The organism is Pantoea sp. BAV 3049, assembly GCF_009765445.1.
Classification (GTDB): domain Bacteria; phylum Pseudomonadota; class Gammaproteobacteria; order Enterobacterales; family Enterobacteriaceae; genus Erwinia.
On the sequence record NZ_WHOY01000031.1, the window covers coordinates 2197548 to 2221240 of the forward strand.

Below are 23693 nucleotides of genomic sequence, written 5' to 3' on the forward strand. Positions count from 1 at the left end.
TAAGTCTCTGTCTCTGTGGTGTTAACGTCACCTTTCCATGCTGCCTCGCAGGCGCATCCGTTGTAGACTAAGCACCTGAACAGTATCGAATATAGTTGAAACCCACAGAAAAAAGAAGGGATCGGTCATGCTGACGATGTACGGCATCAAAAATTGCGACACCATAAAGAAGGCCCGAAAATATCTGGACGCCAGCGGCGTGGCATACCGGTTCCATGACTACCGTGCTGATGGGCTGGAAGCACCGTTGCTGCAGGGCTTTATCGATACGCTGGGCTGGGAAGCCTTGCTCAATACCCGCGGCACCACCTGGCGCAAACTGAGCGAGGAAACGCGCGGCGCGGCTCATTCTGCAGCGGCAGCGCGTGAACTGATGCTGGAACAGCCGGCAATCATCAAACGCCCGTTGCTCTGCAGCGCCGACGGCTCTATGCTGCTGGGTTTCAGTGAAACCATCTACCAGTCCTTTATTGCGGAGAAGTCCTGATTATGTTCTGTCCGGTCATTGAGCTGACGCAGCAGCTTATTCGTCGCCCCTCACTCAGCCCGGATGATGCCGGCTGCCAGGCCATTATGATCGAACGCCTGCAGGCGCTGGGCTTCACCGTGGAGCCAATGAACATCGGCGACACCCTGAACTTCTGGGCGTGGCGTGGCGAAGGCGAAACGCTGGCTTTTGCCGGCCATACCGATGTGGTGCCTACCGGCGAGGCCAGCCGCTGGATCAATCCGCCTTTTGAACCCACCATCCGCGACGGCATGCTCTACGGGCGCGGTGCGTCGGATATGAAAGGCTCGCTGGCGGCGATGATTGTCGCAGCGGAGCGCTTTGTGACCAGCAACCCGGACCATAAAGGCCGCCTGGCTTTCCTGATCACCTCTGATGAAGAAGCCAGCGCTGCCAACGGCACGGTGAAAGTGGTTGAAGCGCTGATGGCACGTCACGAGCGGCTGGATTATTGCCTGGTCGGCGAGCCCTCCAGCACCGAAATCGTCGGTGACGTGGTGAAGAATGGCCGCCGTGGTTCGATGACCGCTAACCTGACGGTACATGGCGTTCAGGGCCATGTCGCCTATCCACATCTGGCGGATAACCCGGTCCACCGCGCCATGCCCGCGCTGAACGAACTGGTCGCGACCGAATGGGATCGGGGCAATGAATTTTTCCCGCCAACCAGCATGCAGATTGCCAACGTGCAGGCCGGAACCGGCAGCAACAATGTGATCCCCGGCGAGTTCTTCGTGCAATTTAACTTCCGCTTCAGTACCGAACTGACCGACGCGATGATCCAGCAGCGCGTAGCGGAGTTGCTGGATCGACACAAGTTGCGCTACACGCTGGACTGGTGGGTGTCCGGCCAGCCATTCCTGACCAGCCAGGGTAAACTGGTGAATGCGGTGATCAACGCCGTTGAGCACTATAATGAAATTAAGCCGCAGCTGCTGACCACCGGCGGAACCTCTGACGGGCGCTTCATTGCCCGTATGGGTGCGCAGGTCGTCGAGTTAGGTCCGGTCAACGCCACCATTCATAAAATCAATGAGTGCGTGAAGGCCGCCGATCTGCAACTGCTTAGCCGTATGTACCAGCGCATTATGGAACAGCTGATAGCCTGACAGGTGATGATATGGAATTTTTTAAAGAGTACTGGTGGATCCTGGTGATCCTGCTGATGGTCGGCGTACTGATGAACGTCTATAAAGATTTAAAGCGTATCGATCATAAGAAGTACATGGACAACAAGCCGGATTTGCCGCCGCATCGTGATTTTAACGATAAGTGGGACGATGACGACGACTGGCCGAAGAAGAAGTAAGCTCGATCGGCAGGGGCTTTGGCCCCTGCTTTCTCCATTATCCCTCTCAATGCATCAGAGCGATCACATCCTCATCTCCGGGCGTGCTGCCACTCAGTGCCTCATCAAAATAGCGCTTCGGCACGGTGTAATGCAGATGGTCCAGTGCATACTGCATGGCGCGATGGTCAATTGCGTGCGCTAAATCCTCCACGACGTTCAACGTCACATCGCCGCCCAGTTCCAGTAGCTTCGCTTCCCCCTGCTGGGCATATTTCAGAGGTACAAGATCGTCATAATCCCCGTGGATCAGATGGACAGTGGTACGCCGGGTTGCACGCTGCGGCAGGCTGGCAAAACGGCCGGAAAAAGCCACCACCCTGCCCGCCAGTCCCGGCCGGGCTTTAATCCCTTCAAGTACCATGATGCTGCCCTGCGAAAAACCTATCAGCGCCGTCGCTTCAGCCTTCACGCCGCTTTCCTGCTGCCAGTGATGAACCGATCCGACAAAGCTGTCCATCATCGCATCAACACGGCACTGCAGGCTTTCATCGGTCAGGTTATCAGTGGGGAACCACTGGCGGCCATGCTCGCTGCCGGACTCCGGCGCGCCAATGCTCACCACCAGTGCGCCAGGGAAGGATTCAGCAAACCAGCTGCCGATCTGGCCCATCGCCACCGGATTATCGCCAGCGCCATGAAACAGCAGAAACAGCTGTGCCGGGATGGACGTGGGGCGCTGAACGACGAAATGATCAAGTTTCATGGTTTCCTCCTGAGGAATGTTAAGCCGACTATACGCCGGCTGACGCGGAAGAAAATTGAGAATTTTTGACCGGGATGTTGGATTTAATTTAATGAGTTAATGAAGCGCTGCCACTCTTTGCTTTGCGGGCCGTCCAGTGATGCCAGTGCCCGCTGAGCTTCCTGCCGCCAGGCTGCCAGTAACGCTTTGCGGCCGGACAGGCCGGATTGCTGACAAAGCTGAGCAGCAGTTAACCCATGCAGCAACGCGCCCTCCAGCAATGACAATCCCTGCACCCGGTCGATCAGTCGTCCCAGGGCACCGAGACTTGCCTCAAATGGCCGGTGTGCCCAGGCAAACCCGGCCAGCTCCCGCCAGTCATCTGCATCAGCTCCGGAACTCCCGGTCTCAGGCAATTCCGGACTGACGCCTTTGATAAAGAGTTGCAGCCAGGGCCAGTCCTTCGCCAGCCGCCCGGCGGCGTTATCTGCCAGTACGAGGCCCTGCCCACTCAGAGGCAGAATGGCCATCGCGGTGTAGCAACCGCTGCTGGCCTCCGGCTTGTTGCCAAAGCGGACCAGCCTGAATCCACATGCCTGCCAGAACCGCCATAAAGAGTCAGTATAGCCAAAGCTCACCGAGAGAAAATCCAGCCCCTCTGCGCGTTCAACACTTTGCCGTACCATTTCACGCCCGATGCCACGCCGCCGCAGCGCTGGTGTGATCGCTATCCGGCTGATGCGTCGCGAGCGCATCATGGCCGCTTCTGGCCAGCCGCCATGAGCAGCTAGCGACTGTGCCACAAGGTTACCGCCAGGCCTGCGCAGCCCCGCCCATACCGCCTGGGCCAGCTCTTCACTCAGCCCGCCTTCATCCACCAGCCACAGCGCACCCTGCACTTTCGACTCCTGCACTGCAGCGCTGAAGTGCATACCTGGCGCATCCATCATCCGCCTTAAATCCAGCGGCGAGGTGCGGTAGTGGGCGCTGGCGAGCAGCTGATACATTCCCGCAGGCAGTTCCGGCCGGGTCTGCCAGTCTGGCTGCTGCGGGAAACAATAATGGATTGCTGATTCATTACCTGAAGGCTCTGCTTCAGTGAACAGCAGCGCATTATCGACGAACCGCTCCAGCGGGTCATGCGGCGACCAGCGTAGCGGCTGCTCCAGCTTCAGCACCGTGGCACCCGGCAGACTGGCGCAAAACTTCAGCAGGAAGCCGCGCCCGGTTCCTTCATAGCCCTGCAAAGTCGTGGTCAGCAGGACGCGGGGAGCGAGGCGAACCAGCTCATGCAGCAGCGGAGCCGGTATGGCCGCGGCTTCATCAATCAGCAGCCAGTCGATATTCTGAGGACGTTGCTGTGGTGAAAGTGCCAGCAACCGATCCGGAGCAATGAACTCAAACCTCTCTCCGGCGAATGCCGCCAGCACGGCGGCAGAGATTTTCGCCGGAGCAGTGATCAGACAGCGTCCGGGCCAGCGGGCCGCCAGCGAACCGGCCAGCGCCGATTTTCCGCGCCCTCGCGGGGCAATCAGAACGAAGAGGCCCGGCTGGCTGACCAGCAGTGCGTTCAGCAGACTTTGCTGCTGTGAGGTGTCATCCGGCAGCCATTGGGCCGTCGACGGCAGTGCGGGTAAGTGCAACGGAGCATTCTGGCGAAGCAGAGCAACCTGTGGATCCTGCAACAGCATCTGCTGCAGGCGATGAACAAAGTTGGGTGCGGGAATCGGAGTGGCTGTTTCGCTCCAGCGCAGTGAGTCGGTATCCGGCCCTGAAGACCAGCTTTGCCACTCGGGAACGAGGAGCAACAGCCAGCTTCCGGCTTTTAGCGTACCTGTCAGCGCCGCCAGCGCATCGGCATTGAATCCGTCCCGCGCGTCAAATACGGCATGTAAAAACTCCTGCCCCAGCAGGGTTCGCACCGCCTGCGGCGCGCAGTGCAGCGGACTTTGCGGCGCATCACCCAGCCACAACCAGTCCCCCGGCAGCCTGCCCATCCACTGCTGCGTCTGCTGCAGGCACCATTCTGCCTCGCCGCTAAGCACCAGCAGTTGCCGCAGCCCCTGGTATTTCAGGGCTGCGGTATGATCGATAATGTCGCTGAAGTCCGTCATCAGCTACGGCTGAAGGTGTCACACTGACCCGGATTGCCGCTGTCGAAGCCTTTTTTGAACCAGGTATAGCGCTGCTGCGAGGTGCCGTGAGTGAAGCTGTCCGGTACCACCCGCCCCTGGCTCTGCTGTTGCAAACGGTCATCGCCAATGGCTTCAGCGGCGTTTAACGCCTTCTGCAGGTCGCCCGGTTCCAGCACGTTTTCCTGCTGCATGTAATGTCCCCACACCCCGGCAAAGCAGTCGGCCTGCAGCTCCATTTTCACTGACAGCTGGTTAGCCTGAGTCTGGCTGGCACCCTGCTGCAACTGACGAACTTTGGGTTCAATGCCCAGCAGGCGCTGGACGTGATGTCCCACTTCATGGGCAATCACATAGCCCTGGGCAAAATCGCCACCGGCACCCAGTTTATTTTTCATTTCGTCATAGAAAGAGAGATCGATATAGACCGTGCTGTCAGTCGGGCAGTAAAAAGGCCCCATCACTGACTGGCCAGTACCACAGCCGGTGCGCGTTACGCCGCGGTACATCACCAGCTTAGGCGGCGTGTAGGTTTTTCCCATCTTCTGGAAAATTTTCGACCAGGTATCTTCGGTGGTGGCGAGGATTACTTTAGTGAATTTAGCCGCTTCATCCTGCTGCGGATTGATGCCCTGCCGCTGCGGGGCTGGCTGAGAAAGAGAAGTGGACTCCCCGGTCAGCAGCGGTGACAGGTCATAACCGTAGTAACCAGCAATCATGACGATAATCAGCAGGATAATCCCGCCCTTGCCGCGTGGAATACGCATGCGGCCACTGCCCATTGTCGGGCCGCCGGAATCATTACGGCGATCTTCCACATTGTCGCTCTCGCGCTTCCCTTGCCAACGCATAGATTTCCCCTTGTCATAATCACTTCGCGGTTGATGCACTGATTTTAGTTGGCGCGGCTCACTAACACCAGCCTTACGGGCTTTGGCGAGAGAGGTTTAGCGGAATTTAAGACTTTAGTGGGGAAAAAGCAGCGAAGAAAAGTGAGAAACAGAGACCGGCAGAAAGAAGCTGCGGCAGAACGCCGCAGCTGCAGAAATCAGTCCAGCTTAACGCCCAGACGGTTTGCCACTTCTTCATACGCTTCGATCAGGCCACCCAGGCTCTGACGGTAGCGGTCTTTGTCCATCTTGTTCAGGGTCTCTTTGTCCCACAGGCGCGCGCCGTCCGGGGAGAACTCATCGCCCAGCACCACTTCGCCGTTGAACAGGCCGAACTCCAGCTTGAAGTCCACCAGGATCAGACCGGCATCGAGGAACAGCTTGCTTAGCACGTCGTTGGCTTTATAAGTCAGCTCACGCATGCGCGCCAGATTCTCTTTGTTCACCCAGCCAAACGTTTCACAGTAGGATTCGTTAACCATTGGATCGTGTTTGGCGTCATCCTTCAGAAACAGGTCAAACAGCGGCGGATTGAGGATCATGCCCTCTTCCACGCCAAGACGCTTCACCAGCGAGCCTGCGGCACGGTTACGCACCACGCACTCCACCGGTACCATATCCAGTTTCTTCACCAGCGCTTCGTTATCAGAGAGCAGCGCTTCCATCTGGGTTGGGATCCCGGCTTCCTGCAGCTTAGTCATAATGAAATAATTGAACTTGTTGTTAATCATCCCTTTACGATCAAACTGTTCGATACGCTCACCGTCCAGTGCTGAAGTATCGTTGCGGAATTCGAGTACCAGCAGGTCCGGATTTTCGGTGCTGTAAACGGTTTTCGCTTTGCCGCGATACAACTCAGCTTGCTTTTGCATCTTGTTAACTCCACATGACAGAACTAAAAATATTGGCGGGGGCTATTGTACGTTCTGCGGCGAAAAAACCGAAGCAATCGTTTACGCAGCAGTGAATAAAAAAGGCCGGAACTCTCCGGCCTTAGGGTGTTACTTACTGAAAGCGGCTTCGAATACGGCCACCAGCGCGTCGTTCTGCGATTGGGTGAGCGTATGGCCTTTCGGATCGAGGAACTGCAGGCTGCTGCGGTTATCCAGATCGCCAACCTGAAGTTTATAATCGCCGTTTGGCAGGCCAGGATCTTTCGCACCCAGCTTGTCCCAGTCTTCACTGTCTGGCGTTTTATAGGTCACGCTGAGGCTGCCCTGAGAACGGTTTTTGTCGGTCACTTTCATGCCAACTCGTCCCAGCGCCGCTGGGAGACGATCCCAGACGAGGTTAAATGGCGCACGCACGATCAGATCCGGCAGCCCGGTATCATCAGCACCGCTCTGCACATCAATCTGGGCAGAGCTGCGTTTAGCGGCGGCATTTTCATTGGTGGTTTCGATCTTATCCAGACCGCTGCTCAACTCGTTCAGCATCTGTGCAGTATAGCGTTGGATCTGGACCGGAGAGGTCACCGCCTTGCCTTCCTGCTGCAGCTCAAGCAGCCTGACGGTCAGCGCCTGCTGATAGCCCTGCTGCTGCACGCTGATCTGGTAGCGGCCACGATACTGATGGTCTTCATCAGCACGGTTCCACTGCACCCAGTCGGTGGACAGCGTCTGGCTGGCATCAGTACGGCTGGCAATCGGGTAGTTACGCGCCTGAACCACGTCCACCACTTGCGGCCACAGAGCACCATTACGGGTGTTATCAACCAGCAGCACGCCAGAGTTTCCGGCGAACTGAGAGCGGGTTCCGTTCATCAGCGCCAGTGGCTGAGCCGGTGGACGGATGTCCAGCTGCTTGCCAATCGCGCCGGTGGAGCTGGCGGATGGAATATCAAAATCCCCGTTCTGCAGCGGCAGGATCATCCCTGCTGGCGCATGCAGTTCACTGACGTCAGCGGCCTGCAGGTAAGATTCGTCGCCACTGACCTGGCGCTTGTAACGCTGATCGCTGGAACAGGCGGCCAGCATCATCACCAGCGATAATCCTACGACCTTCGCGACCGTGGATTTTTGTACTGAATAAGCCATTAATTCTCCCTAAATTTACAGCAGGCCTGCGTCTTTCAGTGCCTGCTCAACAACCGGACGACCGGCATCAGTCATCGGCGTCATGGGTAGACGCAGCGTGTCGGTTGCAATTAATCCTAATTTTTTAGCAGCCCATTTTACCGGGATAGGATTAGGCTCAATAAATAGCTTCTGATGCAGATGCATCAGGCGCTGATTAAGGCGGCGAGCTTCCACAAAGTTACCCTGTTGTGCAAGCGTACAGAGCTCCCCCATTTCGCGCGCGGCGATGTTTGCCGTCACGGAGATGACGCCCCGACCACCCAGCTGCATGAAGTCCAGCGCAGTGGCATCGTCGCCGCTGACCAGAATAAAGTCTTCTTCAACCAGCTCTTGGATCTGACTAACCCGCGATAAGTTCCCGGTGGCTTCTTTGATTCCGATAATATTTTTGATCTTAGCGAGGCGACCTACCGTTTCTGGCAGCATGTCACAGCCGGTACGCGACGGCACATTGTACAGCATCTGTGGCAGGTCGGTGCTTTCTGCAATGGCTTTAAAGTGCTGGTACAGCCCTTCCTGAGTCGGACGGTTGTAGTAAGGGGTGACGGTCAGGCAACCCACCACGCCGCTCTTTTCAAAGCGTCTGGTCAGCGAAATACCTTCCGCTGTGGCGTTAGCGCCGGTGCCCGCAATCACCGGGATGCGGCCGTCGGCCAGCTCCAGGGTCAGCATCACCACGTCACCGTGCTCGTCGTGGCTTAATGTGGCAGATTCACCGGTGGTCCCTACCGAGACAATTGCCGAGGTTCCGCTGGCAACATGATAATCAATCAGTTTTTTCAAACTCGCACGGCAGACATACCCTTTGTCATCCATCGGCGTAACGAGTGCAACAATACTTCCCGTGAACATTAGCCATCCCCTCCACAAACAAGTGCTTCATGGTACGGTTTACGGCTATTGAAAAGCAAGCGGACATCCCCTCCAGGCCCCTTGGCAGGGGGTATTTTTTATGTTTACCTTAGGGTTATCACAATTGCTAATCACTGAGACCTACAGGAAGCCTCATTTTGCCGCAGTCAGAGCAACATCATCTGGTTATTACCGCGCTGGGGGTTGACCGCCCGGGGATTGTTAATACTATTACCCGTCACGTCAGTAGCTGCGGTTGCAACATCGAAGATAGCCGTCTTGCCATGCTGGGTGATGAGTTCACCTTTATCATGCTGCTTTCCGGCAGCTGGAACGCTATTACGCTGATTGAATCCACTCTGCCACTGAAGGGCGCAGAGCTGGAGCTGCTGATCGTCATGAAGCGCACCACCTTCCGTGAACGGCCGCCAATGCCTGCCACAGTCTGGGTTCAGGTGGAAGTAACGGACTCGCCGCATATTATCGAGCGCTTTACCGATCTCTTTGATTCCCATCAGATGAATATCGCCGAACTGGTGTCCCGCACTCAGCCTGCGCAAGAAAATCGGCCACCCTTGCTCTATATTCAAATAACGGCTCACAGTCCTGCCAGCCAGGACGCCTCATTTATTGAGCAGGCGTTTAACCGCCTCTGTACAGAGTTAAAAGCGCAGGGCACTATTAGCGTGGTCCAGTATCCACAGCATGATGAAAAAATGGAGAGTAGTGATGAATCCACTGAAAGCCGGTGATTTGGCACCGAAATTTAGCTTGCCCGATCAGGATGGCGAACAAGTAAATTTAACCGACTTCCAGGGACAGCGCGTTCTGGTGTATTTCTACCCGAAAGCGATGACGCCAGGTTGCACCGTACAGGCGTGCGGCCTGCGTGACAGCATGGACGAGCTGAAAAAGGCGGGCGTGGAAGTTCTCGGCGTCAGCACCGATAAGCCAGAGAAACTGTCACGATTTGTTGAGAAAGAGCTCCTGAACTTCACCCTGCTTTCAGATGAAGATCACCAGGTTTGCGAGCAGTTTGGTATCTGGGGCGAGAAGACCTTTATGGGCAAAACCTATGACGGTATTCACCGCATCAGCTTCCTGATTGGCACCGACGGTAAAGTTGAAAAGGTGTTTGATGATTTTAAGACCAGTAACCACCACGATATCGTGATGGATTACCTGAAGTCAGCCTGATGCTGTAGCGGGCGGGGCCGTCTCCGCCCGCTATGAAAAGTCTTAAATTTTTTCATAAAATCCCTTTTATAAACGGGTAATTACTTCAGCCGCTTTTTCTCTGTATGCAGCTCATCCGGCCAGGCGTGCGCCACCGCCTTGATCAGAGTTGCCAACGGGATAGCGAAAAACACCCCCCAGAATCCCCACAGGCCGCCGAAAATCACCACCGACAGGATAATCACCAGCGGATGAAGATTTACCGCTTCTGAGAACAGCACCGGCACCAGAATATTGCCGTCCAGCCCCTGAATAATCAGGTAGACGATAATCATCGTCCAGAAATCACCGCCGAATCCCCACTGCGCCAGACCCACGCCCACCACCGGAATGGTCACGGCCAGCGCACCAACATAAGGGATCAGCACCGAGAAGCTAACCAGCACCGCCAGCAGCAGCGCGTAGTTCATGCCAATCGCAAGGAAGCCAATCCACGTGGCGATGCCTACCACAATCATCTCCAGCACCTTGCCGCGAATATAGTTCGACACCTGCTGATGCATCTCTTCCCATACCTGCCCCGCCAGCCCGCGATTACGCGGCAGCAGGCGGCTGATAGCGGCCAGCATCTGCTCTTTATCCTTGAGCAGGAAAAACACCATCAGCGGCACCAGCACCAGATAGATCGCCAGCGTCATCAGACCAACCAGCGAGGCCAGAGAGTATTTCACCAGCTGATCGCCCATCCCGCTCAGGCGGCTGCGCAGGTTATCCACCACGATATCGACAATACCCACGTCCATCAGCGTCGGGAAACGCTCCGGCAGACGGGTGGCAAAGCGGTACAGCCCGGTGAGCATCGAAGGCAGCTCATGGACCAGATTGATGCCTTGCTGCCAGGCGACCGGTGCCACCACTAACACCAGCAGCAACAACAGCGTGGCGAACAGGGTAAGGATGATGCTGGTTGCCCAGGTGCGCGAGCATCCAAGACGTTCCAGACGCACTGTCGGCCACTCCAGCAGGTAAGCAACCACCAGCGCCACCAGTAACGGAGCAAGCAGGCCATTAAAGAAGAACAGAATGCAGAAGGCGGCAAGCAGGATCGCCAGCAGCGCAATCGCCTGAGGATCGCTGAATCGACGGCGATACCACTGTAATAAAAGGTCCAGCATGGAAGAGATCCTGGCTTACTGAAGAAGGGGGAAGAGTGTACCTGAAAGCGCGGTGGGATGTCGCGCGCCGGACCGGCTGCACCGAAGCACAGCCGGTCCGGCGTTAACCCTGATGACGCTGAAGTTCCAGTGCGGCAGACTCCTGCTGCTGAGCGGTGACCACGCGGTTACGACCGGCATTTTTTGCCTGATACAGCGCATCATCGGCCTGCTTGAACGTCCGCTCTATTGTCATCTCATCAGCTTTCCAGAAGGCGACCCCAACAGAAATGGAAATATGTCCGACAGAAGGCAGCTGCAGTGATTCGATTTTCTTCCGCACCCGCTCGGCAATCACCACAGCAATATCGCGCTCGGCACCCGGCAGGATCATCAGAAACTCTTCACCACCGTTGCGGCACACCACGTCAGTCTGCCGCGAGCTTTTTTCCAGCTGCTGCGCCACGCTCTGGATCACATGGTCACCCACATCGTGGCCCCAGGTATCGTTGACCTTTTTAAAGTGATCGATATCCAGCGCCAGCACCGCAAACGGCTGGCGGGTAGCCAGAAAATATTCAAGCACGGCATTGAGGCCACGGCGGTTAAGCAGCGATGTCAGCGGATCGGTCTGCACTTCAAACTTCAGGCGGCCGATTTTATCCTGCAGCAACCCGATACCAGCCAGCAACGCCCGTTTGATCTGCGCGGCCTCATAGTACCAGGAGCGGATGCCGTTAATCTCTTTCGACACGCCCTGCGCATCCATCTGGCTGGCCTTTCGTGCCAGCTGCCACAGCGGCAGAGCGATAAGCCGGGCCAGTATCCAGGCGATAATCAGCGTCAGCAACGCAAACGGCACCGAATGCTGCAACACCTTCAGCAGCAGGCTGCTGAGCGGGGCCAGCGTGGTCTGGGTCGGCTTCAGCGCCACAATCGTCCAGCCCGCTGTAGGCACCATGGCATAACCGGCCAGCATCGGCTCACCACTCTCTTTGGTCACCTCAAGAAAACCATTGCTGCTTTTCTTCTTCAGATCGTCACCCACCAGTTGGGGTATTTTCTGCCCAATCAGCTTGTTGTTCTGGTGATAGAGCACGCGGTTATCTTCATCCACCACGTACAGTGACGAGCCATCCCGGTAGAACTGCTCGCCCAGCAGCTCGTTAAGAATGCTTTTCTTCTTCAGGTAAATTGTACCGCCGACAAAGCCAAAATAGCTGCCGGTAGGTGACCAGACAGGATAAGAGACAAAAACCATCAGGTTATTGGCTGCCGAAATGCCCGGTTTGCCAATCAGCGGCTTTTTCTCCGCCAGCGCCTGCTGCGTGGTGGAGGTGGTCAGATGCATGCCTTTCAGCATCAGGGACTCAGGGGAGATCGCTTTCACCCAGCCATTGGCATCCACAATCACCACTGAGTTAAAACTGTTGGTTTGCTGGCGCAAACGCTCTACTTCGCTCTGCATCACCGCATCGTTATCCATGCCTTTCCCCAGCTCTTTAGCGCTGTAGGCAAGCTGCGACTGCGCCAGCTGAAAGAACATCTCAGTGGTGGAGGCGAGTTTAGTAGCGTAAACGCGATTGGATTCAAGCGTGTTATTGATCAGCACATCACGCTGCACCCGCCAGGTGGCGTACAGCGAGTTGGCCAGCGTAATGACGATGCTGGCCACGGCTAACAATGTAATGAGCGTGCGCAAGTCCGTTTTGGGGAGACTAAGCCTCAACATGGACTCACCTCAGCAAGATGTTTCATAATGTAGCGCCTTATTATTTTATGTGCGCATTTGTCTTAAGTGCGTGTTATGCCCTGGTAAAGCACCATACCAATTGTACACCTCTTGTCCGTTTTGGGAATAATCGGAAGCTATTTAAACCAGCAATAATCGGAATTAATCGGAATTAATCGATGAGACCGTTCTCATCATAGAATGGATAGGGTCCTGCAAAGGTGTCAACCACGCACTGATGGGTCACCACTCCCTGCTCAGCCGTCCAGTGGTGCAGTAAAAAGCCCGCCGGTTCCAGGCAAAAATTCGCCGGGCCATCATCGCTCAAATCGAATGCCACCTGATGAGAACCGCCTGGCGCGCTGCATGCCAGTGTTCCGGCAAATCTGACCTGCATGCTGCGATGTACATGGCCACACAATACGCGCTCAACCTGCGGATGAAGCCCAATCACTTCGGCCAGCGCCTGAGGATTAACCAGCCGCTGACGGTCCATATGACCAATACCGCTGATGAACGGAGGATGATGAAGCATCACCAGCGTTGGGCGCAAAGGCTCCGCACGCAGGCGCTCTGACAACCAGCACAGACGCTCTTCGCACAGCTCCCCCTGTGGCTGCTGCGGCACGGTGGAGTCCAGCGCCAGCAACCTCAGCGGGCCACACTCGCCTTCCCACTGGATAAATTCCTGGTGCTGGAAAAGATAGGGTTGATCGGTAAAAACCTTACGCAGCATCTGGCGATCGTCGTGGTTACCCGCCATCAGCCAGAAAGGCATTTCCAGCGCCTGTAGCGCCTCTTTCAGCGTCTGATACTCGTCTTCATTGCCGAAGTCCACCAGGTCACCGGTGATCACCACCGTATCGGGACGAGGCTGGAGGGCATTTAAGCGGGCAATAATTTTACGCAGCGCACCAAGCGTGTCCACTTTGCGGTAGGAGAGTTTCCCGTGGGCTTTAATATGCAGGTCGCTAATCTGGGCGACCAGAACCGGTTGCTGAATCGACATTCTGTTTCCTGTACTAAACATTAAAAGTTCATCACCACGTTATCACTGACCATCACACCCACCTTCTGCCCCGTCATCCACTGCTCACGGGCCGAACGCTCAACCTGGATGGGTTTATCCATGCCAATATCGATGAACAACCGCTGACTGGCCCCGAGAAATAATGTCTCAACAATGCGTCCACCGCGCTGCCCCGCAATGAACTCTCCCAGCTGGATATCTTCCGGGCGGCAATAGCGAGCCGGAGAGCCTGGTCGGCGAAAACTGGATTGCTCAGCGAAGGCAACAGCACGCCGAGCGTGCGGGAGGATTGCGTACGCAGCTGACGGGCGATCAGGTTGGGACGAAAGCCCAGTTGTTCAGAAGCGGCAAAAATTTTAAGGCGTGTTTCCTCACGAACCAGCTCAGGCGAAGAAAATGCCCTTGCAGCGGTTGCCCGCGAAACACCTGCCAGTTTTGCCACCCGAAGTAAATCTGTCATTCGCTCACCATTGCCCTGAGATCGATCTCATGGCGAGAAAACTAGCAGCGCTGTATGACAGAAAAATGAAGGATAAAAAGCGGCGTGTGACACGCCGGCGCGGGCTACATCGGCATCAGCACGTAGCCCTGCTGCTGCAGCGTGGTAACGGTAGTGAGGTTCGACAGCGCATGAGTGACATTATTATCCACCCAGTCAAAGGGATAGTTATGCCCGGCCACGGCCTGGTCACAGACCGAAACGATAATCCCGGCCTGTTTCAGCCGGGCGATCAGGGGCAGATTAGGATTATCAACGCCGAATTTCTCATGATAGTGCTGATTATCCAGCACTACCGGCGTGGCTGAACCGGCAATGGCAACCACAAATTTCAAGTTTTGCAGTGGAACACCCGCAGCAACATACAGATTCACCGTGCGCGCCACGTGATCCAGCTCGCTGTTTACTGATTGTTTTGGCTGATGCCCGTTCTGAATCTGGAAGACAACCTTGTAATGCTGGCTGCTGTCCGGACGGAAGGCTGCCATCGGGCGATCGTGAATTTTACCATAACCTTCAATGGTCGGCGTTTGCCAGAATCCTTTCGGTGGTGTGGAGTTGCTGGAAACCAGATCGGTGGTTTTCTGGTAAATGGCGGAGGCTTTAACGGTAAGGATACTGACTACGGCTGCGATGACGGCTGTTTGTAGCGTCTGGCGCATCAGGCTTTTCTCCTTTTCGGCGGGTCAACGACCCGCCTGGTCTGCAGGAACACAATGTGGTTTACATTGCGAGGAAAGCGTACCCCTGGTTCTCCAGGGTGGAAACGGTGGTTGGGCTGGACAACGCATGGGTCACAGATTTATCAATCCAGTCATGCTGGAAGTGATGGAAGGCCACGGACTGATCGCACACCGAAACGTCGACGCCTTTTGAGCGTAATTCGCTAATAAGTTTGAGGTTAGGATTATCCATGCCGAACATCTTTTTATATTGCTCGTTATTCAGCATAGCCGGGGTTCCGTCGCCGGTCACCGATACGACAAATTTGAGCTGGTCGGCCGGCACGCCTGATGCCACGTATAAATTCACCACCCTGGCCACACGTTCCAGGCCCAGATTAGGATCGTTCGGACCATTTTCCGCTTTGGTAATTTGAAAGATGATTTTATTACTGTCGCCGACGGCAGGTTTATAGGCAGCATCAGATTCGTAATGGATTTTGCCATATCCCGCAATCGCCGGAGTTGACCAGAATCCTTCAGGGTCGGTGGGTTGAGTACCGAAATGCTCATTGAACTTATCCACTATTTCGGGGGCTTTTGAAAAGCTGGCTCCGACAAAACCCGCCACAACGGCGATTAAGACATAGGATACAACTGGGCGCATAGGATGCTCTCCGCAACTGGGCTACAGGTCAGACGACAAAGGGATCGAAATACCGTCAGGTTCAACCAACGACAGGAGATCTATAACATAGCCGGACCGGAATGTTACGCTACCAAAACCGGGAAAGAGGGCAATTTATTCAGCAGGGTAATTATTAATAATTCGCTCTATCCAGCCAAACCGAAGGATTATCGGAAAATGCAAAAAAAATAAGATCCAATAATTAATAGACAGTGTTGCATTCCACGTAATAAATTACGGTCCGAATTTATTGTTAGTCCGTTCGAAATCACTTTACCTCTCAAGTTTTAACTTAATCCGTGCTTGTATAATTCGGCACTAAAATAAATATGCTCCCGCTCTGAAAATATAAATAATGTTATTTTACCGCTGGTGGACAACCGACTCTTTCCGGCAATTTTTCAGAGTAAACCTAATCAAATTCCATGCCACATTCAGATTTATTGAATAAATTTACCTAACTTTAATGAGTTCCTCAGGCTGTTACGAATAATAAAAGGGGTTTTCTCTGCCCGGATCGGCACCGGCAGTTCAGACCAGTCTGTCATCCATAATGAACAAGTCGCCGCGTGATTATTCAATTTTTTTCTGCGATTTTTGACATCAGATAACATTATGCTGCATTTTATCGCATCCTCACCCGTTTCCTTCCGCTACACCTGTGGTTAAGATAACCTGCAAAACTTGCAGCCCGGGAAGGCTGGCCTGATTGCCTGGCGGCAACCGGTCAAACGAGGACATCATCAGAATGGGATTCAGAATGATTAACCGAGTGAAAAAATGTGCACTGGCCTCACTGGTGGCAGCAGCAGTGGCCACTTCTTTCGCGGCAACTGCCGACGTCAGTGACAGCCTGCCCGATATCGGGACCACGGCCGGTAACACCCTCTCCATTAATCAGGAAATGCAGATGGGTGACTTCTATGTCCGCCAGCTGCGCGGTAGTGCCCCACTGATTAACGACCCATTACTGAACGACTACATCAACCAGCTCGGCCAGCGGCTGGTCGCTCATGCCTGGTCGGTGAAAACGCCCTTCCACTTTTTTCTGATTAGCAACGATGAGATCAACGCCTTCGCCTTTTTTGGCGGTAACGTGGTGCTGCACTCCGCGCTTTTCCGCTATACCGACAATGAGAGCCAGTTAGCCTCAGTCATGGCGCACGAAATTTCCCACGTCACCCAGCGCCATCTGGCTCGCGCCATGGAAGAACAGCAGCGTAATGCGCCGCTGACCTGGGTCGGTGCGCTGGGTTCAATCCTGCTGGCGATGGCAAACCCGCAGGCCGGGATGGCGGCCCTGAGCGGCACGCTGGCCGGAACGCAACAGGGTGTGATCAGCTTCACCCAGCAAAACGAGCAGGAAGCTGACCGTATCGGCATCCAGGTGCTGCAACGCGCCGGATTTGATCCCGAAGCCATGCCAAATTTTCTGCAGAAGCTGGCCGATCAGTCGCGCTTCGCCTCTAAGCCGCCGGAAATGCTGCTGACTCACCCACTGCCGGACAGCCGTCTGTCAGACGCGCGTAACCGGGCAAATCAGATGAAGCCAGTGGTGGTGCAGTCCTCGCAGGATTACTACATGGCAAAAGTGCGCGCACTGGGCATGTACGCCACCGGGCAGAATCAACTAACCGATGACCTGCTGGATACGCTGAACAAAGGCAATACCCGCGAACAGGCCGCCGCGCAGTACGGTAAAGCGGTGCAGTTCCTGCAGGCAAAGAGCTTTGAGAATGCGAAAAAAATCATTGCCCCGCTGCTGGAAAAACAGCCTGCTAACGTCTGGTATCTGGATATCATGACCGATATCGATATCGGGCTGAAGCAACCCCAGCAGGCAATCACCCTGCTGCAGAGTGCCAAAGGGGCCAGCGCCAGCCCGGTGGTTCAACTCAACCTGGCTAACGCCTATGTTGAAGCGAAGCAACCGGCCAATGCCAGTAAGATCCTCTATCGCTACACCTGGGCGCACAAAGACGATCCTAACGGCTGGGATTTGCTGGCGCAGGCCTCTGCCGCTCAGGGCCTGACCGATGAAGAGCAGGCTGCCCGGGCGGAAAGCCTGGCGCTAAACGGCCAGCTCGATCAGGCGATCAGAAGCCTGAGCAGTGCCAGCGCCTCCGTGCCGCTGGGCAGCCTCAAGCAGGCTCGCTACGATGCCAGAATTGACCAGCTGCGCCAGCTGCAGCAGCGTTTCCGCCAGTATCAGAAATCATAAAAGAGATGATCATGTCCGACGTGCAGATTTACCATAACCCTCGCTGTTCCAAAAGCCGTGAAACGCTGTCGCTGCTGGAGGAAAAAGGCATTAATCCGGAAGTGGTGCTGTATCTGGAAACGCCACCAGATGTCGCCACCTTAAAAGCACTGCTTAAACAGCTGGGTTTCAGTTCTGCCCGCCAGCTGATGCGTAATAAAGAAGAGAGTTATAAAGAGTTAAAGCTGGCGGATAAGTCGCTAAGTGAAGAGCAACTGCTGCAGGCAATGGTAGAAAACCCGAAACTGATTGAGCGCCCGATTGTGATTGCTCACGGCAAAGCGCGGCTGGGCCGACCGCCGGAGCAGGTGCTGGAGATTTTGTAGCCAGGGCTGAATGACGGGTAGTATTTGCAGAAACCGGAGGAGGAAATTTATTCGATCCGACGATTTACAGGGGCGGAAGAAGGTATCAGAGATCGAGAGCTTCTTTCACAAAGGGGATCGTCAGCTTACGCTGGGCGCTGATCGACGCCCGGTCCAGCTTGTCCAGCGTCACAAACAGCGTGCGCATCTCACGATCGAGGCGCTTGAGCAGAAACCGCCCGACATCTTCCGGCAGCTCAAACCCCCGCAGCCTGGCCCGCAGCTGCAATGCCTGCAGTTTATCGTCATCCGACAGAGGTTGCAGGCGATAGATTTGCCCCCAGTCGAGGCGTGAGGCAAGGTCAGGTAATTTCAGATTGAGCTGGCGGGGTGGACGATCGCCGGTGATCAGCAGACGGGTTCTGCCGGTTTCAAGAATGCGGTTATAGAGATCGAAGATCGCCATTTCCCAGGGTTCATCTCCGGCGATGCATTCAATATTGTCGATACAGATCAGCGCCAGCTGCTCCATACCGTCCAGCACTTCCGGGACAAACCAGGTCCGCTTATCCAGCGGCACGTACCCCACCGCTTCTCCGCGGGCGGAAAGTTCCGCACAGGCAGCATGCAGCAAATGACTGCGTCCGCCACCTTCACGAGACCAGAAATAGAGATAGCTGCCGTGCTCCTGCTGCAACGCACTTTGCAGCGCGGCAATCAGCGACGGATTTTCCCCCGGCCAGAAGCTGGCGAAGGTTTCGTCATCGGGCAGATACAGTGGCAATGACAGCTGTGCCGGTGTGTTCAGAAGCACCTCAGTGTTGATCGGGCAAAATCCGGCGCAAGTTTATCACAACTTGATGAAGATAATGAAACGGGCGACCGCAGCCGCCCGTGAACTTAAACGTGGTCGCGATCCTGCGGATCGAGCACCACTTCTTCCGGCCGGATCAGGCTGATAACTTTGAAGATCAGGCTCAGGCAGATGCCGACAATTGTCGCCAGCGCCATACCTTTCAGCTCGGCGGCACCGATATGCACTGTAGCACCGCTGACGCCGATAATCAGGATCACCGAGGTCAGGATCAGGTTCTGCGCCTTGTTGTAATCCACTTTCGATTCAATCAGCACGCGGATCCCCGAAGCACCGATTACCCCATACAGCAGAAGCGACACGCCGCCCATCACCGGAACCGGCACCGCCTGAATAGCCGCCGCCAGTTTGCCGACGCAGGAGAGCAGGATAGCCAGAATTGCTGCGCCGCCAATTACCCAGGTGCTGTAAACACGGGTAATTGCCATTACGCCGATGTTCTCGCCGTAGGTGGTGTTAGGCGTGGATCCAAAGAAGCCGGAAATCACCGTCGAAATACCGTTGGCAAACATCGAACGATGCAGTCCCGGATCTTTCAGCAGGTCTTTTTTAACGATATTCGCGGTCACCACCAGATGCCCGACGTGCTCGGCTATCACCACCAGCGCGGCTGGGAGGATGGTCAGCATCGCATACCACTCGAAGCGCGGCGTGTAGAAGGTTGGCAGTGCAAACCACGGCGCAGCTTCCACCGTCGACCAGTTAACGATACCCATAAAGTAAGAGAGCGCGTAACCAACCAGCACGCCAATCAGAATCGGGATGATCGCCATAAAGCCGCGGAACAGCACTGAACCAAACACCGTCACGGCCAGTGTGACCATCGAAATGACGATCGTTTTACTGTCAACTGACGCGCCGTTAGCAGGCAGCAGACCGGCCATATTGGCCGCCACTCCTGCCAGCTCCAGCCCGATTACCGCCACGATGGCCCCCATCGCCGCCGGAGGGAACATCACGTCCAGCCAGCCGGTACCGGCTTTTTTAACAATCAGCGCCACCAGACAGAACAGCACGCCGCAGAGGATAAAACCGCCCAGCGCCACTTCATAACCCAGCGGCAACAACAGCAGCACAGGAGAAATAAACGCAAAGCTGGAGCCAAGATAGGCCGGGATTTTGCCCTTACAGATAAACAGATACAGCAGAGTGCCGACGCCGTTGAACAGCAGCACGGTGGCCGGGTTGATGTGGAACAGGATCGGAACCAGCACCGTTGCACCAAACATGGCGAATAAATGCTGGAAGCTGAGTGGAATAGTTTGCAGCAGCGGTGGCCGCTCGCTAACGCCGATAGCGCGACGTGTCATAGTGTTTACCCTTTAGTTTTAACAAAAAAAAGCCGACTCTCTGGTCGGCTTGAACATCTTTTATTTAGTCCCAAATATCTTGTCGCCTGCGTCGCCCAGGCCCGGGATGATATACCCTTTCTCGTTCAGCCCCTGATCGACTGACGCGGTATACAGCTCCACATCCGGATGCGCTTTTGCAAGCGAAGCAATGCCTTCCGGGGCCGCCACCAGCACCAGCACTTTAATGCTGGTACAACCGGCTTTCTTCAGCAGGTCGATAGTGGCAATCATCGAGCCACCGGTCGCCAGCATTGGGTCAACCACCAGCGCCATGCGCTCTTCGATGTTGGACACCAGCTTCTGGAAATAGGGAACCGGCTCCAGCGTCTCTTCATCACGGTAGACACCCACCACGCTGATACGCGCGCTCGGAACGTTTTCCAGCACGCCTTCCATCATGCCCAGGCCTGCACGCAGGATCGGCACAACGGTAATCTTTTTGCCTTTAATCTGCTCGATTTCCACCGGGCCGTTCCAGCCTTCAATGGTGACAGTTTCCGTCGCCAAATCCGAGGTGGCTTCATAAGTCAGCAAACTTCCCACTTCTGATGCGAGTTCACGAAAGCGCTTGGTGCTTACGTCATGTTCACGCATCAGGCCCAGTTTATGTTTGACCAGCGGGTGTTTGACTTCCACGATCTTCATTGTTGTACTCCCGGAGTGTTAAGCTGCAAAAAAAATCGCGAGATTATAGCGCCATTTGATCGCTCTGCCCTACCACTTAATACAACTTCTGACGAATCCCCTGCATTATGACAAGAATTGGCTAAAATTCAGCTATCCGCAATGTGGCAGAAGAAGGCACTCGCAAACGTTTGCCTGCGCTGTTAGAATTGCCGCGCTTTATTTTCCATACCACCACAACCGCATAATCGCGTGGGGATTTCGCAGTGACCGACAAAACCTCTCTCAGCTATAAAGACGCCGGCGTAGATATCGATGCTGGTAATGCTTTAGTCGATCGTATCAAAGGCGTAGTGAAAAAGACTCGTCGCCCGGAAGTGATGGGTGGACTGGGCGGTTTCGGTGCCCTTTGTGCGCTGCCGCAAAAATACCGTGAGCCCGTACTGGTTTCCGGCACTGACGGCGTCGGCACCAAGCTGCGTCTGGCGATGGATCTGAAACGCCACGATACCATTGGTATCGATCTGGTCGCGATGTGCGTGAATGATTTGGTGGTACAGGGTGCCGAGCCGTTGTTCTTCCTCGACTACTATGCCACCGGCAAACTGGACGTGGATACCGCGGCCAGCGTGATCACCGGTATCGCGGAAGGCTGCTCTCAGTCTGGCTGTGCGCTGGTCGGTGGGGAAACTGCCGAGATGCCAGGCATGTACCACGGAGAAGACTATGACGTGGCGGGCTTCTGCGTCGGCGTGGTGGAAAAATCAGAAATTATCGACGGCAGCAAAGTGCAGGATGGTGATGTGCTGATCGCGCTGGGTTCCAGCGGTCCACACTCCAATGGCTACTCGCTGGTACGCAAAATTCTGGAAGTCAGCAAAACCGATCCGGAAGCGACCCAGTTGGAAGGCAAATCGCTTGCCGACCACCTGCTGGCCCCAACCCGCATCTATGTGAAGAATATTCTCAGCCTGATCGAACAGGTTGACGTTCACGCTATCGCTCATCTGACCGGCGGCGGCTTCTGGGAAAACATTCCCCGCGTGCTGCCAGACAACACCCAGGCAGTCCTGGAAGAGTCAAGCTGGCAGTGGCCTGCGGTATTTGGCTGGATGCAGGAAGCGGGCAACGTCAGCCGCTTTGAAATGTATCGTACCTTTAACTGCGGCGTCGGTATGGTCATTGCCCTGAGCGCCAGCGAAGCAGACAACGCGGTGCAGCTGATGACCAAAGCGGGCGAGAAAGCCTGGAAAATCGGCGTGATCAAAGCATCCGATTCTGAAGAGCGTGTGGTCATTAACGCATGAAACGGTTAGTCGTGCTGGTTTCCGGTCAGGGAAGCAACCTTCAGGCAATCCTGGATGCCTGCCAGCAGGGACGGATCAACGGCAGCGTTGCTGCCGTGTTCAGTAACAAGTCAGAAGCCTTCGGGCTTGAGCGGGCGCGTGAAGCGGGTGTTCCGGCCCACGCCCTGACTGCCTCGCAGTTTGCCGATCGTGAAGCCTTCGATCGCCAGCTGATGCTGGAAATGGATGCCTACGCCCCCGATCTGGTGGTGCTGGCGGGCTACATGCGTATCCTCAGCCCGGCGTTCGTTCAGCACTATGCTGGCCGGATGCTGAATATCCACCCCTCCCTGCTGCCGAAATATCCCGGACTGCATACCCACCGACAGGCGATTGAAAACGGCGATGAAGAACACGGCACCTCCGTGCATTTCGTCACTGAACAGCTGGACGGCGGCCCGGTGATCCTTCAGGCGAAAGTCCCGGTTTTTGCTGATGACACCGTCGATGACGTCACCGCCCGCGTGCAGAATCAGGAACACGCTATCTATCCGTTAGTGGTGAGCTGGTTTGTTGAGGGAAGGCTGGCAATGAAGGATGAGGCGGCCTGGCTGGACGGCGGGAAACTGCCTCCTGAAGGGCATGCTTACGACTGAAGCAAAATAGCTGGCACGGATGCCGCTTTTGCGTCTTTATGAGCAGCCCCTGTTCCCTGTGCCTGCACCAGCCGCTCCAGCCCCATTGCCCAGCACTCAACACCCAGCCCCAGGCCATCAACACTCAGCCAAAGCGCCCGGTAATATAGTCTTCCGTCCGTCGCTGACGTGGGGCAGTAAACAGATCGTCCGTCTCGCCAAACTCCACCACGCTTCCCTGATGCATAAATGCCGTATAGTCCGACACCCGCGCCGCCTGCTGCATATTATGCGTGACCAGAATCAGCGTAAAGTGCTGCTTCAGCGTGGACATCAGCTCTTCAATCACCAGCGTCGAGATCGGATCCAGCGCCGAGGTAGGCTCATCCAGCAGCAAAACTTCCGGTTCGATGGCTATCGCCCGGGCAATCACCAGCCGCTGCTGCTGGCCGCTGGAGAGCATCAGGGCATTCTGCCACAGGTTATCCTTCACTTCCGCCCACAGCGCCGCCGCACGCAGCGCACGCTCAACCGCTTCATCCAGCACGCGACGGTCGCGCACGCCCTGCAACCGCAGGCCATACACCACATTTTCATAAATAGTCTTGGGAAAAGGATTGGGCCGTTGAAACACCATCCCCACCCTGCGGCGCAACGCGGGGAGATCCTGCGCTGCAGTCAGGATCGACTGCTGATTCAGGTGAATGTCACCCTCAACCCGACAGTCATCAATCAGATCGTTCATACGGTTAAAGCAGCGCAGCAGCGTTGACTTACCGCAGCCTGAAGGACCGATCAGCGCTGTGATGCGATGCCGGGGTACCGCCAGATTAATGTTGTTCAGCGCCTGTTTTGCACCGTACCACAACGAAAGGTTCTCCACCTTCAGTGCGGTTTCCTGCTCGTCGGACATTACCATCCTC

General features: G+C 55.5%; 25 protein-coding genes and 1 pseudogene. 9 read left to right on the top strand and 17 right to left on the bottom strand.

The window, feature by feature from the left end:
• Positions 1 to 127 precede the first annotated feature (127 nt).
• The 3 genes from GSQ70_RS11155 to GSQ70_RS11165 are packed head-to-tail and all read left to right on the top strand — an operon-like array spanning position 128 to position 1817.
• Positions 128 to 487, top strand: coding sequence for an ArsC family reductase (locus GSQ70_RS11155; protein WP_158782601.1), 360 nt, complete (start codon positions 128 to 130; stop codon positions 485 to 487).
• A gap of 2 nt (positions 488 to 489) precedes the next feature.
• Complete coding sequence (dapE, locus tag GSQ70_RS11160; protein WP_158782602.1) at positions 490 to 1617, top strand: succinyl-diaminopimelate desuccinylase; 1128 nt, start codon at positions 490 to 492, stop codon at positions 1615 to 1617.
• 11 nt (positions 1618 to 1628) lie between these two features.
• Positions 1629 to 1817, top strand: coding sequence for a YpfN family protein (locus tag GSQ70_RS11165; RefSeq protein ID WP_158782603.1), 189 nt, complete (start codon positions 1629 to 1631; stop codon positions 1815 to 1817).
• A 46-nt stretch (positions 1818 to 1863) separates the two neighbouring features.
• Here GSQ70_RS11165 and ypfH read toward each other — a convergent pair whose 3' ends face one another.
• The 6 genes from ypfH to dapA all read right to left on the bottom strand — a co-directional run bounded on the left by ypfH (position 1864) and on the right by dapA (position 8493).
• Complete coding sequence (ypfH, locus tag GSQ70_RS11170) at positions 1864 to 2562, bottom strand: esterase (RefSeq protein ID WP_158782604.1); 699 nt, start codon at positions 2560 to 2562, stop codon at positions 1864 to 1866.
• Positions 2563 to 2645: 83 nt separating this feature from the next.
• The gene (locus GSQ70_RS11175) at positions 2646 to 4655 is read right to left on the bottom strand and encodes a tRNA(Met) cytidine acetyltransferase TmcA (RefSeq protein ID WP_158782605.1); all 2010 of its coding nucleotides are present in this window, start codon (positions 4653 to 4655) and stop codon (positions 2646 to 2648) included.
• Positions 4655 to 5524 carry a neutral zinc metallopeptidase gene (locus GSQ70_RS11180; RefSeq protein WP_158782606.1) on the bottom strand — a complete coding sequence of 290 codons (870 nt, stop codon included), beginning with the start codon at positions 5522 to 5524 and terminating at the stop codon, positions 4655 to 4657. The genes GSQ70_RS11175 and GSQ70_RS11180 overlap by 1 nt, the downstream gene beginning before the upstream one ends.
• 197 nt (positions 5525 to 5721) lie before the next feature.
• Positions 5722 to 6435, bottom strand: a complete 714-nt coding sequence (purC, locus tag GSQ70_RS11185; RefSeq protein ID WP_158782607.1) for a phosphoribosylaminoimidazolesuccinocarboxamide synthase — start codon at positions 6433 to 6435, stop codon at positions 5722 to 5724.
• A 129-nt stretch (positions 6436 to 6564) separates the two neighbouring features.
• Positions 6565 to 7599, bottom strand: coding sequence for an outer membrane protein assembly factor BamC (bamC, locus tag GSQ70_RS11190; RefSeq protein WP_158782608.1), 1035 nt, complete (start codon positions 7597 to 7599; stop codon positions 6565 to 6567).
• A gap of 15 nt (positions 7600 to 7614) precedes the next feature.
• The gene (gene dapA, locus GSQ70_RS11195; protein ID WP_158782609.1) at positions 7615 to 8493 is read right to left on the bottom strand and encodes a 4-hydroxy-tetrahydrodipicolinate synthase; all 879 of its coding nucleotides are present in this window, start codon (positions 8491 to 8493) and stop codon (positions 7615 to 7617) included.
• A 158-nt stretch (positions 8494 to 8651) separates the two neighbouring features.
• Here dapA and GSQ70_RS11200 point away from each other — a divergent pair, with 158 nt between their 5' ends.
• On the top strand, positions 8652 to 9245 hold the full coding sequence (locus tag GSQ70_RS11200; protein ID WP_158782610.1) for a glycine cleavage system transcriptional repressor: 594 nt from the start codon (positions 8652 to 8654) through the stop codon (positions 9243 to 9245).
• The gene (gene bcp / locus GSQ70_RS11205) at positions 9223 to 9690 is read left to right on the top strand and encodes a thioredoxin-dependent thiol peroxidase (RefSeq protein ID WP_158782611.1); all 468 of its coding nucleotides are present in this window, start codon (positions 9223 to 9225) and stop codon (positions 9688 to 9690) included. Before GSQ70_RS11200 ends, bcp begins: the two co-directional genes overlap by 23 nt.
• A gap of 80 nt (positions 9691 to 9770) precedes the next feature.
• Here the strand turns inward: bcp and GSQ70_RS11210 are convergent, their stop codons facing one another.
• The 7 genes and pseudogenes from GSQ70_RS11210 to GSQ70_RS11240 form a co-directional block, all read right to left on the bottom strand.
• A complete protein-coding gene (locus GSQ70_RS11210) occupies positions 9771 to 10844 on the bottom strand; it encodes an AI-2E family transporter (protein ID WP_158782612.1) in 1074 nt (357 codons plus the stop codon).
• Between the two features lie 103 nt (positions 10845 to 10947).
• A complete protein-coding gene (locus GSQ70_RS11215; RefSeq protein WP_158782613.1) occupies positions 10948 to 12555 on the bottom strand; it encodes a sensor domain-containing diguanylate cyclase in 1608 nt (535 codons plus the stop codon).
• 172 nt (positions 12556 to 12727) lie between these two features.
• Positions 12728 to 13564, bottom strand: coding sequence for a phosphodiesterase (locus GSQ70_RS11220; RefSeq protein ID WP_158782614.1), 837 nt, complete (start codon positions 13562 to 13564; stop codon positions 12728 to 12730).
• Between the two features lie 20 nt (positions 13565 to 13584).
• Positions 13585 to 13875 (bottom strand): TOBE domain-containing protein, encoded by a 291-nt coding sequence (locus GSQ70_RS26390; RefSeq protein WP_158785287.1) that lies wholly within the window; start codon positions 13873 to 13875, stop codon positions 13585 to 13587.
• Positions 13814 to 14045, bottom strand: a pseudogene (locus GSQ70_RS11230) (LacI family DNA-binding transcriptional regulator); the annotation flags it as partial. The pseudogene GSQ70_RS11230 and the gene GSQ70_RS26390, both read right to left, overlap by 62 nt.
• Positions 14046 to 14149: 104 nt before the next feature.
• A complete protein-coding gene (locus GSQ70_RS11235) occupies positions 14150 to 14746 on the bottom strand; it encodes a DsrE family protein (RefSeq protein WP_158782615.1) in 597 nt (198 codons plus the stop codon).
• A gap of 61 nt (positions 14747 to 14807) precedes the next feature.
• Positions 14808 to 15413, bottom strand: a complete 606-nt coding sequence (locus tag GSQ70_RS11240; RefSeq protein ID WP_158782616.1) for a DsrE family protein — start codon at positions 15411 to 15413, stop codon at positions 14808 to 14810.
• Between the two features lie 781 nt (positions 15414 to 16194).
• Between GSQ70_RS11240 and GSQ70_RS11245 the strand changes: the two genes are divergently transcribed.
• Together GSQ70_RS11245 and arsC are read left to right on the top strand one after the other, a co-directional pair.
• On the top strand, positions 16195 to 17655 hold the full coding sequence (locus GSQ70_RS11245) for a M48 family metallopeptidase (protein WP_158782617.1): 1461 nt from the start codon (positions 16195 to 16197) through the stop codon (positions 17653 to 17655).
• A gap of 11 nt (positions 17656 to 17666) precedes the next feature.
• Positions 17667 to 18020: an arsenate reductase (glutaredoxin) gene (gene arsC / locus GSQ70_RS11250; protein ID WP_158782618.1), complete on the top strand. Its 354-nt coding sequence runs from the start codon at positions 17667 to 17669 to the stop codon at positions 18018 to 18020.
• An 85-nt stretch (positions 18021 to 18105) separates the two neighbouring features.
• Here arsC and hda read toward each other — a convergent pair whose 3' ends face one another.
• The 3 genes from hda to upp form a co-directional block, all read right to left on the bottom strand.
• Positions 18106 to 18813: a DnaA inactivator Hda gene (hda, locus tag GSQ70_RS11255; RefSeq protein ID WP_158782619.1), complete on the bottom strand. Its 708-nt coding sequence runs from the start codon at positions 18811 to 18813 to the stop codon at positions 18106 to 18108.
• Between the two features lie 86 nt (positions 18814 to 18899).
• Positions 18900 to 20183 (bottom strand): uracil permease, encoded by a 1284-nt coding sequence (gene uraA, locus GSQ70_RS11260; protein WP_158782620.1) that lies wholly within the window; start codon positions 20181 to 20183, stop codon positions 18900 to 18902.
• A 60-nt stretch (positions 20184 to 20243) separates the two neighbouring features.
• Positions 20244 to 20870, bottom strand: coding sequence for a uracil phosphoribosyltransferase (upp, locus tag GSQ70_RS11265; protein WP_158782621.1), 627 nt, complete (start codon positions 20868 to 20870; stop codon positions 20244 to 20246).
• Positions 20871 to 21115: 245 nt separating this feature from the next.
• Between upp and purM the strand changes: the two genes are divergently transcribed.
• Positions 21116 to 22156, top strand: a complete 1041-nt coding sequence (purM, locus tag GSQ70_RS11270) for a phosphoribosylformylglycinamidine cyclo-ligase (protein ID WP_158782622.1) — start codon at positions 21116 to 21118, stop codon at positions 22154 to 22156.
• Positions 22153 to 22791: a phosphoribosylglycinamide formyltransferase gene (gene purN / locus GSQ70_RS11275; protein ID WP_158782623.1), complete on the top strand. Its 639-nt coding sequence runs from the start codon at positions 22153 to 22155 to the stop codon at positions 22789 to 22791. The genes purM and purN overlap by 4 nt, the downstream gene beginning before the upstream one ends.
• A 124-nt stretch (positions 22792 to 22915) precedes the next feature.
• Here purN and pstB read toward each other — a convergent pair whose 3' ends face one another.
• Positions 22916 to 23689: a phosphate ABC transporter ATP-binding protein PstB gene (gene pstB, locus GSQ70_RS11280; protein ID WP_370521109.1), complete on the bottom strand. Its 774-nt coding sequence runs from the start codon at positions 23687 to 23689 to the stop codon at positions 22916 to 22918.
• Between the last annotated feature and the right edge of the window lie 4 nt (positions 23690 to 23693).

Bases quoted from the DNA above. Each gene is read 5' to 3' on its own strand.
- GSQ70_RS11155 (WP_158782601.1), top strand. From the start codon at position 128: ATGCTGACGATGTACGGCATCAAAAATTGCGACACCATAAAGAAGGCC.
- dapE (WP_158782602.1), top strand. From the start codon at position 490: ATGTTCTGTCCGGTCATTGAGCTGACGCAGCAGCTTATTCGTCGCCCC.
- GSQ70_RS11165 (WP_158782603.1), top strand. From the start codon at position 1,629: ATGGAATTTTTTAAAGAGTACTGGTGGATCCTGGTGATCCTGCTGATG.
- ypfH (WP_158782604.1), bottom strand. From the start codon at position 2,562: ATGAAACTTGATCATTTCGTCGTTCAGCGCCCCACGTCCATCCCGGCA.
- GSQ70_RS11175 (WP_158782605.1), bottom strand. From the start codon at position 4,655: ATGACGGACTTCAGCGACATTATCGATCATACCGCAGCCCTGAAATAC.
- GSQ70_RS11180 (WP_158782606.1), bottom strand. From the start codon at position 5,524: ATGCGTTGGCAAGGGAAGCGCGAGAGCGACAATGTGGAAGATCGCCGT.
- purC (WP_158782607.1), bottom strand. From the start codon at position 6,435: ATGCAAAAGCAAGCTGAGTTGTATCGCGGCAAAGCGAAAACCGTTTAC.
- bamC (WP_158782608.1), bottom strand. From the start codon at position 7,599: ATGGCTTATTCAGTACAAAAATCCACGGTCGCGAAGGTCGTAGGATTA.
- dapA (WP_158782609.1), bottom strand. From the start codon at position 8,493: ATGTTCACGGGAAGTATTGTTGCACTCGTTACGCCGATGGATGACAAA.
- bcp (WP_158782611.1), top strand. From the start codon at position 9,223: ATGAATCCACTGAAAGCCGGTGATTTGGCACCGAAATTTAGCTTGCCC.
- GSQ70_RS11210 (WP_158782612.1), bottom strand. From the start codon at position 10,844: ATGCTGGACCTTTTATTACAGTGGTATCGCCGTCGATTCAGCGATCCT.
- GSQ70_RS11215 (WP_158782613.1), bottom strand. From the start codon at position 12,555: ATGTTGAGGCTTAGTCTCCCCAAAACGGACTTGCGCACGCTCATTACA.
- GSQ70_RS11220 (WP_158782614.1), bottom strand. From the start codon at position 13,564: ATGTCGATTCAGCAACCGGTTCTGGTCGCCCAGATTAGCGACCTGCAT.
- GSQ70_RS11235 (WP_158782615.1), bottom strand. From the start codon at position 14,746: ATGCGCCAGACGCTACAAACAGCCGTCATCGCAGCCGTAGTCAGTATC.
- GSQ70_RS11240 (WP_158782616.1), bottom strand. From the start codon at position 15,413: ATGCGCCCAGTTGTATCCTATGTCTTAATCGCCGTTGTGGCGGGTTTT.
- GSQ70_RS11245 (WP_158782617.1), top strand. From the start codon at position 16,195: ATGATTAACCGAGTGAAAAAATGTGCACTGGCCTCACTGGTGGCAGCA.
- arsC (WP_158782618.1), top strand. From the start codon at position 17,667: ATGTCCGACGTGCAGATTTACCATAACCCTCGCTGTTCCAAAAGCCGT.
- uraA (WP_158782620.1), bottom strand. From the start codon at position 20,183: ATGACACGTCGCGCTATCGGCGTTAGCGAGCGGCCACCGCTGCTGCAA.
- upp (WP_158782621.1), bottom strand. From the start codon at position 20,870: ATGAAGATCGTGGAAGTCAAACACCCGCTGGTCAAACATAAACTGGGC.
- purN (WP_158782623.1), top strand. From the start codon at position 22,153: ATGAAACGGTTAGTCGTGCTGGTTTCCGGTCAGGGAAGCAACCTTCAG.
- pstB (WP_370521109.1), bottom strand. From the start codon at position 23,689: ATGGTAATGTCCGACGAGCAGGAAACCGCACTGAAGGTGGAGAACCTT.